This is a genomic window from Nonomuraea sp. NPDC050790, assembly GCF_044456745.1.
GTDB lineage: Bacteria > Actinomycetota > Actinomycetes > Streptosporangiales > Streptosporangiaceae > Nonomuraea.
Map to the genome: position 1 here is coordinate 835,903 of NZ_JBITGF010000004.1, position 12,838 is coordinate 848,740.

The 12,838-nt window shown below is 72.9% G+C and carries 12 protein-coding genes; 4 read left to right on the top strand and 8 right to left on the bottom strand.

Annotated features, from left to right (window positions below; all coding sequences use genetic code 11):
- Positions 1-17 precede the first annotated feature (17 nt).
- On the top strand, positions 18-851 hold the full coding sequence (locus ACIBEJ_RS24230; protein ID WP_397185058.1) for an alpha/beta fold hydrolase: 834 nt from the start codon (positions 18-20) through the stop codon (positions 849-851).
- Positions 852-864: 13 nt separating this feature from the next.
- Here ACIBEJ_RS24230 and ACIBEJ_RS24235 read toward each other — a convergent pair whose 3' ends face one another.
- On the bottom strand, positions 865-2,433 hold the full coding sequence (locus tag ACIBEJ_RS24235; protein ID WP_397185059.1) for an RCC1 domain-containing protein: 1,569 nt from the start codon (positions 2,431-2,433) through the stop codon (positions 865-867).
- A 71-nt stretch (positions 2,434-2,504) separates the two neighbouring features.
- Positions 2,505-3,395, bottom strand: coding sequence for a phytanoyl-CoA dioxygenase family protein (locus tag ACIBEJ_RS24240; RefSeq protein WP_397185060.1), 891 nt, complete (start codon positions 3,393-3,395; stop codon positions 2,505-2,507).
- 84 nt (positions 3,396-3,479) lie between these two features.
- On the opposite strand from ACIBEJ_RS24240, the gene ACIBEJ_RS24245 reads away from it, so the two are divergent.
- The gene (locus ACIBEJ_RS24245; protein ID WP_397185061.1) at positions 3,480-4,346 is read left to right on the top strand and encodes an AraC family transcriptional regulator; all 867 of its coding nucleotides are present in this window, start codon (positions 3,480-3,482) and stop codon (positions 4,344-4,346) included.
- Here the strand turns inward: ACIBEJ_RS24245 and ACIBEJ_RS24250 are convergent.
- Positions 4,333-4,554, bottom strand: a complete 222-nt coding sequence (locus tag ACIBEJ_RS24250; protein WP_397185062.1) for a TetR-like C-terminal domain-containing protein — start codon at positions 4,552-4,554, stop codon at positions 4,333-4,335. The genes ACIBEJ_RS24245 and ACIBEJ_RS24250 overlap by 14 nt on opposite strands.
- A gap of 15 nt (positions 4,555-4,569) precedes the next feature.
- Positions 4,570-5,190 (bottom strand): FAD-dependent monooxygenase, encoded by a 621-nt coding sequence (locus ACIBEJ_RS24255; protein WP_397185063.1) that lies wholly within the window; start codon positions 5,188-5,190, stop codon positions 4,570-4,572.
- Here ACIBEJ_RS24255 and ACIBEJ_RS24260 point away from each other — a divergent pair.
- Complete coding sequence (locus ACIBEJ_RS24260; protein ID WP_397185064.1) at positions 5,174-6,073, top strand: ATP-binding cassette domain-containing protein; 900 nt, start codon at positions 5,174-5,176, stop codon at positions 6,071-6,073. The two genes, ACIBEJ_RS24255 and ACIBEJ_RS24260, sit on opposite strands and share 17 nt — an antisense overlap.
- Entirely contained in the window at positions 6,070-7,668 is a 1,599-nt protein-coding gene (locus ACIBEJ_RS24265) for an ABC transporter permease (protein WP_397185065.1), read from the top strand. Before ACIBEJ_RS24260 ends, ACIBEJ_RS24265 begins: the two co-directional genes overlap by 4 nt.
- A gap of 7 nt (positions 7,669-7,675) precedes the next feature.
- Here ACIBEJ_RS24265 and ACIBEJ_RS24270 read toward each other — a convergent pair whose 3' ends face one another.
- Genes ACIBEJ_RS24270 through ACIBEJ_RS24285 form a run of 4 tightly spaced genes read right to left on the bottom strand, consistent with a single transcriptional unit; the run spans position 7,676 to position 12,837 of the window.
- A complete protein-coding gene (locus ACIBEJ_RS24270; RefSeq protein WP_397185066.1) occupies positions 7,676-9,274 on the bottom strand; it encodes an LVIVD repeat-containing protein in 1,599 nt (532 codons plus the stop codon).
- Positions 9,274-11,022: a dipeptide ABC transporter ATP-binding protein gene (locus tag ACIBEJ_RS24275; protein ID WP_397185067.1), complete on the bottom strand. Its 1,749-nt coding sequence runs from the start codon at positions 11,020-11,022 to the stop codon at positions 9,274-9,276. The genes ACIBEJ_RS24270 and ACIBEJ_RS24275 overlap by 1 nt, the downstream gene beginning before the upstream one ends.
- Positions 11,015-11,986: an ABC transporter permease gene (locus ACIBEJ_RS24280; RefSeq protein WP_397185068.1), complete on the bottom strand. Its 972-nt coding sequence runs from the start codon at positions 11,984-11,986 to the stop codon at positions 11,015-11,017. The genes ACIBEJ_RS24275 and ACIBEJ_RS24280 overlap by 8 nt, the downstream gene beginning before the upstream one ends.
- Positions 11,983-12,837, bottom strand: a complete 855-nt coding sequence (locus tag ACIBEJ_RS24285) for an ABC transporter permease (RefSeq protein WP_397185069.1) — start codon at positions 12,835-12,837, stop codon at positions 11,983-11,985. Before ACIBEJ_RS24285 ends, ACIBEJ_RS24280 begins: the two co-directional genes overlap by 4 nt.
- Between the last annotated feature and the right edge of the window lies 1 nt (position 12,838).

Below are 12,838 nucleotides of genomic sequence, written 5' to 3' on the forward strand. Positions count from 1 at the left end.
TGGAACAGGACAGACTCATGAACACTCGCTTCACCCGTACCCGCAGGCGGCCGTTGAAGGTGACCGCCCTCCTCGCCGCAGCCACCCTCGGCGTGGTGGCCCTCTTCCCGGCCGGCGGCGCCGTCGCCCAGGAGGGCGGGACGAAGCCGACCGTCGTCCTCGTGCACGGCGCCTGGGCGGACGCCTCAAGCTGGAACGGCGTCATCAAGAAGCTCCACTACGACGGCTACACGGTCCGGGCCGTCCCCAACCACCTGCGGACGCTGTCCGGTGACGCCAAGTCGGTCAAGGACTTCCTGGGAACGCTGAGCGGACCGATCGTCCTCGTCGGCCACTCCTACGGCGGCGCCGTCATCACGAACGCGGCCACCGGCAACCCGAACGTCAAGGCGCTCGTCTACGTCAACGCCTTCGCGCCCGACGCCGGCGAGTCCGCGCTCGGCCTGGCGGGCCCGGACTCCGCACTCGCCGCGGACCCGGCCACGGTCTTCGACCTCGTGCCGAACCTCCCGCCCACCCTCCAGACCGACCTCTACCTCAAGAAGTCGGTCGTCATGACCTCGTTCGGGCTCGGGCTGAGCAGCGAGGAGAAGGCGGTCGTGGCGGCCACCCAGCGACCGGCCACGCTCGGCATCGACGAGCCTTCGGGCACCCCCGCCTGGCGGACGATCCCGTCCTGGAGCCTGATCGGCACCAAGGACCGGATCATCCCGCCGAACGCCCAGCGGGCGATGGCCAAGAAGGCCGGGGCCACGATCATCGAGTTCGACGCCGGACACGTCGGGCTGATGACGGACCCCAGGACGGTCACCCGCGTGATCGAACGAGCCGCCAGGGCCACCGCCGGCTAGCTCTCCCCGGGCCTCACGGACAGCCCAGCTTGGGGTGGCAGGGCGGCTCCTCCGGCTCCGGCTCGGGTTCCGGCTCCGGGTCGGGGGGCGGGGCCGGGACCAGCGTGAACGAGAAGGCGGTCGTGTGTACGGCGGCGCCGGCCGTACCGGTGAAGGTCAGGGTGTAGACCCCGGGCGGGACGCCGGCCTCGACCACGATCTGCACCGTCGAGGTCGTCCCCGCGACCAGGGCGGACGGATTGGGGGTGATCCGGATGCCGGGGGCCGGCGGGCTGACGCTCGCGGTGAGGTTGACGACCTGGTTGGAGCCGTTGAGCGCGCCCGTCGCCACCAGCGCGCCGACGGCGAAGCGGTGTCCGGCGTCGTACCTCCCGCTCGGGTGGTACGGGCTGGTGATCGTGAAGTCGGGTGTCGCGCCGGGGGCGGAGACGGCGCCGTTCTGGGCGCCGGAACCGGCCGCCACCTCGACGACGCCCGACAGACCCGGCACCTGGACCGGCGTGGACCGGTTGACGGTGGTGCCGTCGCCCAGCTCGCCGCTGAAGTTGTACCCCCAGGTCCAGGCGGTGCCGTCGGCGCGGGCGGCCATGCTCATGGCGCCGCCGCCGTCGATCCTGGTGACACCGCTCAGGCCGCTCACCCGTACCGGCGTGGAGCGGTTGACGGCGGTGCCGTCGCCGAGCTGGCCCATCTGGTTCTCGCCCCAGGTCCAGACCGAGCCGTCGTCGCGCAACGCCAGGCTGTGCGAGAGCCCGGCGGCGATGCGGACCACGCCGTTCAGCCCGTTCACGCGGACCGGGGTGAGCCTGTTGACGGTGGTGCCGTCGCCGAGCTGGCCCTTCTCGTTGTTGCCCCAGGTCCAGACCGTGCCGTCGCTGCGCAACGCCATGCTGTGCCCGAAGCCGCCCGCGGCGATCTGGGTGAAGCCGCCGAGCGGCAGGCCCGCCGGGGTGACGGTCGACACCGGGCGCAGCCGGGTCGTGGTCGTGCCGTCGCCGAGCTGGCCCACGCTGTTGGACCCGGTGGCGTAGACGTTGCCGAAGCCGAGGAACAGGCTGTGCGCGTTGCCGGTCGCGATCTGGCTCATGAAGGTGAGGCCCTTGACCTGGACCGGCGTCTCGCGCCGCGTTCGGGTGTCGTCGCCGAGCTGGCCCGCGGTGTTGAGGCCCCAGCCGTACACCTCGCCGTCGGCGCGCAGCGCCAGCGTGTGACCGGCCTTGGTGGCGACCTGCCGCACCTGCGCGAGGCCCGGCACCTGCGCGGGAACCGTCGCGTGGACGGTGCCGGCCCCGTTGCCGAGCTGCCCGTCCCAGTCGGCGCCCCACGTCCAGACGGTGCCGTCGGTGCGGAGCGCGGCGCTGTGGCTGACGCCGTGCGCCAGGTCGGTGAAGTCGTGGCCGCCCGCCACCTGACGCGGCGTGGTGCTGCTCGTGGAGGCGCCGTCGCCCAGCGCGATGGGGGTGGCGCCCCAGGTCAGAGTGTCCGCCGGTACGGCTGCCGCCGCCCCGGCCGGTGCCGCGCCCAGCGCCGCCACGGTGAGCAGGGCCGCCGCGCAGGCGACCCAGCGTGGTGTTCGTGACATGAAGAGAATGCCTTTCGGTCGGTATCACCGGAGAGGCGTTCCACCCCGTTCCACCGCGCGGAACGGGCCCCCTACAGCCCGTCGTCCCAGGCCCAGTGGTTCTGCCAGCGCGGGTCGATGACCTCGGTGGCCGACTGGTAGCGGATGTCGGTGGACAGGCGCACCAGCCCCTCCGGGTCGGCGTTGTCGAGGGAGGCGTGGATGACGTACGCGTTGTGCACCACCATGTCGCCGGCCCGGAAACCGGTGACCAGCCAGCGGGCGTCGTACTCCTCGGCCAGCGCGGGCAGGTCCGCGGTGATCGAGGCGGCGGGGCGCCGGAGCGTGCCCGCGGCCTCCTCCGCCAGGACGCGGTGGTGGCTGCCCTCCAGGTAGATGAGCGGCCCGCGCGCGATCGGGCAGTCGCCGAGCGGGATCCACGAGGACAGCACCCTGCCGGTGCCCTCGCGCAGGTAGACCAGGTCGTAGTGGGCCTGGGTGGCGGTGCCGACGCCCGACTCGCCGGGTCCGACGTGCCGGATCAGCTTCCTGCGGTGCAGGTGCACCTCCTCGGCCTCCAGCAGCCACCGGTAGAAGCCGGCGATCCTGGGGTGGCGGCACAGCGCCTCGTACTCGGGGCCGGGGACGATGTCGCGAAAGAGCGCCCGGCGCATCGCCTCGCGGTCGAGCCCGCCGTACGCGGCTCTGCCGAGCAGGGGGTCGCTGCCCGGCGCGGTGACGCCGGTCCCTTCCAGGGCGGCGAAGTAGTAGCGGCGGAACTCCAGGATCTCCGCGCGGTCGAGGAACCCGGGCAGGAAGAGGAAGCCGTCGCGAGCCAGCCGGCGCCGCAGCGCGGCCCGGTCGTGGCGCTCGGCGTCGGGGACGGGCTCAAGCCGGCCGAGCCGCCGGGGGCTGGGATCGAGCCGGTGCCCGTTGGAGGTGAGGACATCTGTCGAAGCGGCCGAAGCCTCGATGGTGGACATGACCCCCATGCTCAGGCCGCCAAGAGCCGCCATGATATGCAGTGATTTCGGAGACTTTTGCACTTTTGTCGGGGGGCGGCGGATATGTCGGGACAGATCGCCCACTACCGGACGCCGCCCGAGGGCGTACGGACCCTCGGCCTCGCCGTCACCGGCGCCGGAACCATCCGCGGCCAGGACCGCTCCTGCACCAGGAAGACCCTGACGGAGTACGCCGGAGTCCTGGTCTTCGCGGGCGCCGGCCACGTCGCCCTGCACGACCGCCCCGGCCGGCACCCGGTCGGACCCGGCACCTTCTTCTGGCTCCCACCCGGCGTCCCGCACACCTACGGACCCTCGGACGGCACCTGGGACGAACACTGGATCCTGTTCGAGGGTCCGGGCGCCGGCGGCTACGAGAGCCTCGGCTACCTGGGCGCGGGAGCGGCGCCGGTGCGAGTGGCCGACCCGCCGATGGTGGAGGCGGCGATGGCGAGCCTGGTCGAGCTGACCGGACGGGCCACCTCGCTGTCCGACCACGTAGGGCTGGGCGCCGCGCTCCACGCCCTGATCCACGAGGTGGGCCCAGGACAGGGCCCCTCGGCGACCCGGACCCCGGCCTCCCAACTGGGCCAACGGGCGATCGCCCTGCTCACCGCGGACCTGGAGCACCCCGTCAAGATCGGCGAGGTGGCGAGGCGGCTGTCGGTCTCCCGCGACACGCTGATCGCGGCGGTACGCGGCGTCACCGGCGAGACCCCCGTCGACTACCTCACCCGGCACCGCCTGGACCGCGCGAAGGTGATGCTCGCCGACACCGACCTGCCCGTCGGCGCGATCGCCCGCCGGGTCGGCTACACCGAGCACGCCTACTTCACCCGCGTGTTCACCCGCCGCGTGGCGATGTCCCCGGCCGCCTTCCGCGAGCAGACCAAGCAGGCGAACCCCGGCCCCCGCGCTAGCCGCGGGTGAGGGGCAGGATGACGTTGTCGACCAGGCGCCGCACCAGCTCGTCGTCCACCTTCTCGCCGCTGACGAACTCACGGAAGAAGATCGTCGCCGAGGCGAGCTGCCACAACAGGTCCACGTCGGCCTCCGGGGCCAGCTCCCCCCGCGCCCGCGCGCGCTCGAACACCGACACGACCGTCTCGCGGCGGGTGGCGATGTAGCCCTGGCCCATCGCGGCCCGGCCGGATCAGCCGAGCGAGCGGGTCGCCCGGCGGGCCGTCGTGGACGCGCACCGCGAACGGCAGGGACGCGACCACCGTCGCGGCGCGGAGCCGTTCCGCCGAGGGCACGAGGAGGTGGTGCCCGAGGTCGGCGGGGACGGCGTCCGGCTCGGCCCGGCCGCGCGCCCGCGCGCCCGCGCGCCCGCGCGCCCGCGCCGATCGGACTGTCCCGGTAGGTGATCCACGTCTGCGCGAACAGTTGCCAGACCCGCGCCCTCGGGCGGCTCAGCCGCATGATCGGGCCGATGAGCGGACCGGCCAGGTGGCCCCTGATCCACGCGACGACGGGGGAGCCGGTCGCCTCCAGCGCGAACGCGCGGTCGGGTGTGCGCGGCGTCGCCGACCAGGAACGTGTTCCCCGCCCGCAGCCGGTCGGCCATCCGGCTGTGGATGCGGAAGAGCGCGGTCCACTCCGTCCCGGTCACCTGACAAGGAGAGGAAAGGGCGGACGATGTCGGGCGGCCGGGCCTGAACACGACTACACGGCTGTGTAGTAGGCTTCTTTCGCGTGAAGCATTCTGTGTGGTCGTGTGGCCGCGCTCCAACCCCTCACGTCGAAGAGGAAGAAAGATGACTGACGCCGTCATGGTGGACGGGCTGGTCAAGGCGTTCGGCTCCGCGCGGGCGCTGGACGGGCTCGACCTGGTCGTCCGCACGGGTGAGGTGCACGGGTTCCTCGGGCCGAACGGCGCGGGCAAGAGCACCACGATCCGGATCCTGCTGGGCCTGGTCCGCGCGGACGCCGGTCACGCCGGGCTGCTGGGCGGCGACCCCTGGACCGAGGCGACCACGCTGCACCGCAGGCTCGCGTACGTGCCCGGTGACCTCACCCTCTGGCCGCACCTGTCCGGCGGCGAGGTCATCGACCTGCTCGGCGATCTGCGCGGCGGGCTCGACCCCAAGCGGCGCGCCGAGCTGGTCGAGCGCTTCGACCTCGACCCGCGCAAGAAGTGCCGCACCTACTCCAAGGGCAACCGGCAGAAGGTCGCCCTCGTCGCCGCCCTGGCCGGCGACGCCGAACTGCTCATCCTGGACGAGCCCACCTCCGGGCTCGACCCGCTCATGGAGGAGGTGTTCCGCGCAGCCGTACGGGAGGAGAAGGAACGCGGCGACCGCACGGTGCTGCTGTCGAGCCACATCCTGAGCGAGGTCGAGACCCTGTGCGACCGGGTGACCATCATCCGCGACGGCCGCACGGTCGACACCGGCACCCTCGCCGACCTGCGGCACCTGTCGCGCACCAGCATTCGGGCCGAGCTGGCCGGGCCGCCGCACGGGCTGGCCGCCCTGCCCGGCGTGCACGACCTGCGCGCCGACGGCGCCCAGGTCAGCTTCGAGGTCGACGCGCCCGCGCTGGACGCCGCGCTGCGCCACCTCACCCAGGCCGGCGTACGCGGCCTCGTCAGCCACCCGCCCACGCTGGAAGAACTGTTCCTGCGCCACTACGACACCACCAGGACCCGCAGGTGAGCGCCCTGTCCGGCACCGGCCGGCTCACCCGCCTGGCCCTACGCCGCGAACGGGCCATCGCCCCCTGGTGGGTGCTGCTCATCGTGACCCTGGCCCTGATCATGGTCAACTACATCACCACCCGCATGGGCACGTACGCGCTCAAGGTCGAATACACCCAGACCATCCTGCGCAGCCCCTTCCTGTACGCGCTCGGCGGCGGCGGCGTCGAACCCCGGCTGGACGTCCTCGCCACCTGGCGCAGCGGCGGATTCCTGTACGTGTTCAGCGCCCTGGCCGCGGTCATGTCCGTCGTCCGGCACACCCGCAGGGAGGAGGACAGCGGCCGCGCCGAACTGGTCGGCTCGGCCGTGGTCGGCCGCGACGCCCCGCTGACCGCCGCCGTCCTGGTGGCCACGGGCGTCAGCCTGGCCAGCGGGCTGGCCGTCGCCGCCGTGCTGATCGGGATCGGGTTCGAGCCGGTCGGCTCGCTCGCCTACGCGGGCGCCGTGGCGGCGGCCGGCTGGGTGTTCGGCGGCGTCGCCGCCGTCGCCGCCCAGCTCGCCCGCAACGCCCGCACCGCCACCACGATCGGCCTGTCCGTCCTGGCCGTCTCCTACGTGCTGCGCTACGCCGGCGACGCCACGGGCCGGCACTGGCTGGCGGGCCTGTCGCCGATCGGCTGGAGCCACCTGGTGCGCCCGTACCAGGACGAAAGGTGGTGGATGCTCGGCCTGTCACTCCTGGCCGGCGCCGCCCTGCTGGCGCTCGCCCACCGCCTGCTGGAGCGGCGCGACCTGGGCGCCGGCCTCCTGCCCGAACGCCTCGGACCCGCCACCACCACCCGCCTGCGCGGCCCGGTCGCCGTCGCCTGGCGGCTGCACCGCACCCTGCTGCTCTCCTGGGCGGCCGGGATCGCCTTCTTCGCCGCCGCCGCGGCCGGACTGAGCCCCTTCGTCAAGGACCTGCTCGCCCGGCCCAGCGTCGTCACCGACGGCATCGTCAAGATGCTCGGCATGCCGTCCGCGGCCGTCGGCGGCTACTCCTGGTACCTGATCCTCATCCTCGCCTACGTCGTCACGCTCTACCCGGTCCTCATGACGCTGCGGCTGCGCGAGGAGGAGACCTCGGGACGGGCCGAAGCCGTCCAGGCCACCCCGCTGACCCGGCTGCGCTGGGCCGCCGGGCACCTGGTCGTGACCGGGCTCGGCACGGCCGCGCTGATGGCGGTGGCCGGGCTCGTCTTCGGCACCCTCTTCTCCGTGCTCGTCGGCGACCTGTCCACCGACCTGCCCCGCTTCCTGCTGGGCGCGCTGAGCGTCGTCCCGGCCGCGTGGTGCGTGGGGGCGGTCTGCGTCCTCGCGTACGGCCTGCTCCCGCGGGCCGGCATCGCGATCTCCTGGATCGCCTGGATCCTGACCGCCCTCCTCGGCCAGGTGGCCGGCCCCCTGTACGGCCTCTGGGGCGGCAGTCCGCTGGAACCGCTCCACTACGTCCGCAACCCCTTCGGCGACGAGCCGTTCCACCCGGGCTCCCTGGCCGCCCTGCTCGCCGTCACCGCGATCCTCCTGTACGGCGGGCTGCACGCCCTGCGCCGCCGGGACTTCGGCCGGTGAAACCCCCTCAGCGGGGCGGCGGGCCCAGGACCGGCTCGCCCAGCAGCGGGCTGGAGATCAGGTACATGCCGTGGTTGCTGAAGACCCAGATCAGCCGCCGGTCCCACTCGATGACCATGCTCCCCACCGGGTTGGCGATGTCGTCGGAGACCGAGAGGTCGCACATCTTCGGCACGAACCACCCGGCGATCCTCACCTCGCGCGGATCGCTCACGTCGAAGAACTGGACCCCGGCGTTGTAGAAGACGTACGGCATCACGGTGGGGTGCGGGGTGCCGGTGTCGTTCAGGTAGTAGCCGGGCCGCTTGGGCCCGAACATGCCCCCGCGCTGCACCCAGTCGGTGAACGGCGCCTCCTCCGGCGGGACCGGCCGGGGGAGGGTGGAGATGATGACCGGGTTGGCCGGATCGCTCACGTCCACGGCGTAGATCTCCTTGTACGGCTCGTGCCCGTCCTGGTTCAGCGGATAGCCGTTGAGGTAGACCACGCCGGTCTCCTCGACGCGGGAGACGACGACGGTGTCGCATTCGGTGCCCGGCACGCTGGGCGGCAGTTCCAGGTGGCCGACGGCCTTGAGGTCGGCCGGGTCGGAGACGTCCAGGACGTACATGCCGAAGCCGCCCATCGCGGCGTAGCCGTACCTGCTGTGCTCATTCGGCACGAAGACCGGCATCCGCGCGCCCATCCACGAGGTCTGGTTGCCCGCGCGCGGGTTGCGGTCGTACTCCTCTTCCTCACCCGCCCGCGAGCCCGGCGCCCACCAGGTGTCCAGCAGGCGGGGGTGGCGCGGGTCGCGCAGGTCGTAGACGAGCTGCGCGCCGGCCCACAGGACCGTCTTGTACTCGTTGTGGCGGAAGGTGTCGTCCGGCGCGGCGGCGATGTAGAGAAGGTCGCCGCCGAAGTAGACCGGGACGTCGATGGCGCCGGAGCCCTCCTGGGGCCGCTCGTCCGCGGTCCGCGCCGGGTCCGTGGTGACCTCGCTGAGCAGCTCCCACTGCTCGGGCAGCGGGCCGTGCAGCTCGTAGACCTTGAAGCCGCGCAGCATGCAGTCGCCGCGCACGGTGGCGACCCCCTCGGGGCCGGTGTACTTGTTCTCGACCACGCCGAACCGCGGGATCTCCAGCGCCTGGATCATGATCTTCTTGCCGAGCCGGGGGTTGTCCTTGATGACGATCGGGCCGAAGCCGTCGACGTCGTCGTACTCGCGTTCCAGCAGCACCCGCGCGTCCTGCGGGAGGGTGACGTCGATGACGACGAGCTTGCGCCGGTAGTAGTGGTACATGACGCGGCGGCCGTCGAAGTCGGCGAGCGCGGCCCAGCTGTGCCGGGGCCAGACGACGATCGGGTAGAACTTCTCGACCGCGGTGTTGTGCAGGTAGGTGTTCTCGTCGTAGTGGTCGAGGCTCCACTCGTTGGGAATCGGTCCCCAGCGCGGCTCGGCGGCCTCCGGGTGCCGCCACCGGCCGGTCTCGGGGTCGAGGCCGTACGTGCCCGGCTCCGGCTCGGTGACGGGGCGGCGCGGCGCGCCGCTGACGGTGCTCTCCGCCGTGTACGCGAACGGGCCGACGCCCACGTCCTTCACTTCCACAGATCTGCCCTGAGACATCAGGCGGCTCCTTCCTGGTGCGGGAAATGGCAGGCCACCGAGGCCGTGCCGAGGGGATGGGGCTCTGGCCGCTCCTCGCGGCAGCGCGTTCTGGCCGTCTCGGGAGCGACGGCGTAGACGGGGCAGCGCGGGCGGAAACGGCAGCCGGACGGCGGCGCCAGGGCGCTGGGCGGCTCGCCGGGCAGCAGGATCCGCCTGCGCCCGCGCTCGGCCACCGGATCGGGAAGGGGCACCGCCGCCAGCAGCGCCCGGGTGTAGGGATGCGCGGGCCGGTCGAGCACCTCGCGCGCCGGACCCGACTCGGCGACCCTGCCGAGGTACAGCACGCTCACCCAGTCGGCGCTCCGGCGCACCAGCCCCAGGTCGTGCGTGATGAACAGGTACGCCAGCCGCAGCCGCCGTTGCAGGCTCTCCAGCAGCTCCAGGATCTCCGCCTGGATCGAGGCGTCCAGCGCGGACAGCGGCTCGTCGAGCACCAGCACCTGCGGCTCCACCGCCAGCGCCCTGGCGATGGCCACCCGCTGCCGTTGCCCGCCGGAGAGCTGCCGGGGATAGCGGGTGGCGTGCCCCGGCGGCAGCCCGACCAGCTCCAGCAGCTCGGCGACCCGGTCCGGGTGGCCGTGGACGCGCAGCGGCTCGGCGAGCAGGTCGCCGACGGTGAGCTTGGGGTTGAGCGCGGCGGTCGGGTCCTGCATCACCATCTGCACGGTGCGCCGGTAGCCCTTGAGCGCGCGCTCCTTCGCCCGCGCCACCTCGACGCCGTCGTGCACGATCGATCCCGCGGTGGGCGTGTCCAGCCGCACCACCGACCGGCCGAACGTGCTCTTGCCGCTGCCCGACTCGCCGACCAGCGCGTGGGTGCGGCCCCTGCGCAGGTCGAGCGAGACCTCGCACAGCGCGTGCACCTGGCCCCGCCGTACCGGGAAGTGCCGCACGAGGCCGGAGACCCGCAGGACCGGCTCGTCCTCGCCCTCCGGCTCGCGCGCGGGCGCCGCCCCCGGCAGCGCGCCGAGCAGGGCTTTGGTGTACGGCATGCGCGGCCGGCCGAAGACCTCGACGGCCGCGCCGATCTCCACGGCGCGCCCGTCACGCATGACCATGACCCGGTCGGCGTGCCTGGCCACCACGGCGAGATCGTGGGTGATCAGCATGAGCGCGGCGCCCGTCGCCGCGCGCGCCGCGTCCAGCGCCTCCAGCACCTGCGCCTGGACGGTGACGTCCAAAGCGCTGGTCGGCTCGTCCGCGACGATGAGCTCGGGATCGCCCGCCATCGCCATCGCGATCACCACGCGCTGGCACATGCCGCCGGAGAGCTGGTGCGGGTAGGCGGCTGGGTCGCCAACTCCGACCGCGGCCAGCAGCTCGGCGCAACGGCCCGGGATCTCCGCCCTGGTCAGCCGGGTGTGGGCGCGCAGCACCTCGGCCAGTTGGTGTCCGATGCGGTAGACCGGGTTCAGCGAGCCGAGCGGGTTCTGCGGCACGAAGGCGATGCCGCCGCCGCGCACGTGCCGCAGCTCCGACTCGGTCCTGCCGGTCAGCTCCGCGCCGCCGAACCTGATCGAACCGCCCACCCGGGCGCGCTCGGGCAGCAGTCCGAGCAGGGCCAGGGCGAGCGTCGACTTGCCGGAGCCGGACTCGCCGACCACCGCGAGGGTCTCGCCCGCGGACACGGAGAAGGTCAGCTCGCGCAGGATGGGCGTGGCGCCGTAGGCCACGTCGAGACGTTCCACCGCCAGTACGTCAGTCATGGGACACCCTCGGGTCGAGCACGCCGTACAGGAGGTCGGCGGCGAGGTTGAGCACGGTGATGAGGACCGTGGAGACCAGCAGGAAGGCCAGGACGGCGTTGACGTCCTGCTGCTTGATGCCGTCGACGAGCATCTCTCCCAGGCCGTGCCAGCCGAAGACCGTCTCGATGACGACCAGGCCGCCGAGCAGCCACGGGATCTCCAGCGCGAGCATCGTCGTGATCGGCACGAGCGAGGTGCGCAACGCGTGCCTGACCAGCACGCGGCGCCGCGACAGCCCCTTGGCCCTGGCAAGCAGCAGGTAGTCGCTGCCCAGCACCTCGGCGGTGGCCGAGCGCTGGTACAGGGTGAACTCCGGCAGCCGGCTCAGCACCAGCACGATCGTGGGCAGCAGCAGGTGGGCGGCGTAGTCCGCGAGCCGTACCGGGAGGCTGAGCCCCTCGGTCCCGGGCGTCGCGTCACCGAGCGTGGCCACCAGGTCGGAGCCGGCGAGCTGGTTGAGCGCGATGCCGCCCTGCTTGACCACGACCGCCATCCAGAAGGTGGGCAGCGTGAGCAGGAGCACCGCCAGCGCGCTGATGACCCGGTCGGCCGGGCGGCCCGCGCGCACCGCGGCCCAGAACCCGGCGCCGATCGACATCAGCACCGCCACGACGAGCGCCAGCGTGATCAGCCGCAGCGAGACGAGGCCGCGCTGGACCAGCTCGGCGGCGATGTCCTGGCCCTCGACGCCGATGCCCAGGTCGCCGCGGAGCACTCCGGTGATCCAGTTCCAGTAGCGCACCGGCAGCGGCAGGTCCAGGCCCAGCTCCTTGGCGCGCAGGTCGAGCGTCTCCTGCGGCACGTTGGGCTGGCGCAGGCTCGCCAGCGGATCCCCGGCGAGCGAGACGGCGGTGAACACCACGATGCTCGCGACGAGTGCGAGCGGTACGGCCAGCAGCGCCCTGCGCACGATCCCGCTCACGGCGCGGTCCCCGCGTCGTAGGAGCCGCGCAGCCCCTCGCCGACCAGGTAGACGGCGAAGACGATTGCGATGACCACCAGGCTCGGCGCGTAGAACAACCAGGGCGCGGTGGCCGCGAAGCCGGTGCCCGCGCCGACGAGCTGACCGAGCGAGATGTCCGGCGGCTGCACGCCGAGCCCGAGGAAGGACAGCGACGACTCCAGCGCGATCGCCGCGGACACGTACGTCGTGACGACGACCGCGACCGGCCCGATCACGTGCGGGAACAGGTGCCGCAGCAGGATGCGGGACGTGCTCGCGCCGACGATCCTGGCCGAGGCCACGAAGTCCCGGGTGGCCAGGGACAGCGTGATGCCCCTGATGACCCGGGCGATGGGCGCCCAGTAGAAGGCGGAGACGGCGAAGGCGACGATCAGCCAGGCGCCCTCGCGGGTGCCGAGCCGTACCGCGACCAGACCGAGCACCGCGACGAGCGGGATCGTCAGCAGGACGTCGACCAGGCGCATGAGCAGCACGTCCAGCCAGCCGCCCAGGTAGCCGGCGAGCAGGCCGGCCACCGAGCCGATCGTGGTGGAGACGAGCGCCACGATCATCGCGATGGCCAGCGAGCGCTGGGTGCCGCGCAGCACCTGGGCCAGCACGTCGTGCCCGAGCGCGTCGGTGCCCAGCGGGTGCGCCAGGCTCGGCGGGGAGAGGGTGTCGGGGGTGATGTCGGCGTAGCCGTAGCGCCACAGCAGCGGTCCCGCGAACGCGGCGGCCGCCACGAGCACGAGGAAGGCGAGCGCGGCCACCGCGCTCCCGCGCCGCAGGAAGCGGCCGAGGACGACCTGGTCGGCGGCGAGCACACTCATG

Excerpts from the sequence above, each read along its gene's own strand:
- ACIBEJ_RS24270 (WP_397185066.1), bottom strand. The coding sequence starts at position 9,274 with ATGTCTCAGGGCAGATCTGTGGAAGTGAAGGACGTGGGCGTCGGCCCG.
- ACIBEJ_RS24235 (WP_397185059.1), bottom strand. The coding sequence starts at position 2,433 with ATGTCACGAACACCACGCTGGGTCGCCTGCGCGGCGGCCCTGCTCACC.
- ACIBEJ_RS24275 (WP_397185067.1), bottom strand. The coding sequence starts at position 11,022 with ATGACTGACGTACTGGCGGTGGAACGTCTCGACGTGGCCTACGGCGCC.
- ACIBEJ_RS24260 (WP_397185064.1), top strand. The coding sequence starts at position 5,174 with ATGACTGACGCCGTCATGGTGGACGGGCTGGTCAAGGCGTTCGGCTCC.
- ACIBEJ_RS24240 (WP_397185060.1), bottom strand. The coding sequence starts at position 3,395 with ATGTCCACCATCGAGGCTTCGGCCGCTTCGACAGATGTCCTCACCTCC.
- ACIBEJ_RS24255 (WP_397185063.1), bottom strand. The coding sequence starts at position 5,190 with ATGACGGCGTCAGTCATCTTTCTTCCTCTTCGACGTGAGGGGTTGGAG.
- ACIBEJ_RS24285 (WP_397185069.1), bottom strand. The coding sequence starts at position 12,837 with ATGAGTGTGCTCGCCGCCGACCAGGTCGTCCTCGGCCGCTTCCTGCGG.
- ACIBEJ_RS24230 (WP_397185058.1), top strand. The coding sequence starts at position 18 with ATGAACACTCGCTTCACCCGTACCCGCAGGCGGCCGTTGAAGGTGACC.
- ACIBEJ_RS24245 (WP_397185061.1), top strand. The coding sequence starts at position 3,480 with ATGTCGGGACAGATCGCCCACTACCGGACGCCGCCCGAGGGCGTACGG.
- ACIBEJ_RS24250 (WP_397185062.1), bottom strand. The coding sequence starts at position 4,554 with ATGGGCCAGGGCTACATCGCCACCCGCCGCGAGACGGTCGTGTCGGTG.